This window comes from Halomonas sp. SIMBA_159 (assembly GCF_046536035.1).
Classification (GTDB): domain Bacteria; phylum Pseudomonadota; class Gammaproteobacteria; order Pseudomonadales; family Halomonadaceae; genus Vreelandella; species Vreelandella venusta_A.
In genome coordinates, this window is the sequence record NZ_JAWJBT010000463.1 from 1 (window position 1) to 276 (window position 276).

1 protein-coding gene is annotated in these 276 nt (G+C 73.6%); it reads left to right on the forward strand.

Annotation, left to right across the window (positions count from 1 at the left end):
• Positions 1-276, forward strand: a 276-nt coding sequence (locus R0J87_RS20030; RefSeq protein WP_498888442.1) for an SMP-30/gluconolactonase/LRE family protein, incomplete at both ends; no start/stop codon positions are given.

The window sequence follows — 276 nt, forward strand, 5'->3', positions numbered from 1 at the left end:
GGTCGCCTGCCTCGCCCGCCGGGCCTCGGGCGGCTACCTGCTCGCCACCGCGAGCCGGGTGCTGGCCTTCGACGGGGAGCGGATCGACGCGGGCGGGGAGATCGCCCTACCGCTGGCCAACGAAACGGGCACCCGGCTCAACGACGGCAAGGTCGATCCGGCCGGCCGGCTCTGGATCGGCTCCAACGACCAGCCGGAGGACGTGCCACGCGGCCACCTGTTCCGGATCGACCCGGACGCCTCGGTCACCGAGATCGACGGGCCGTTCGTCGTCTC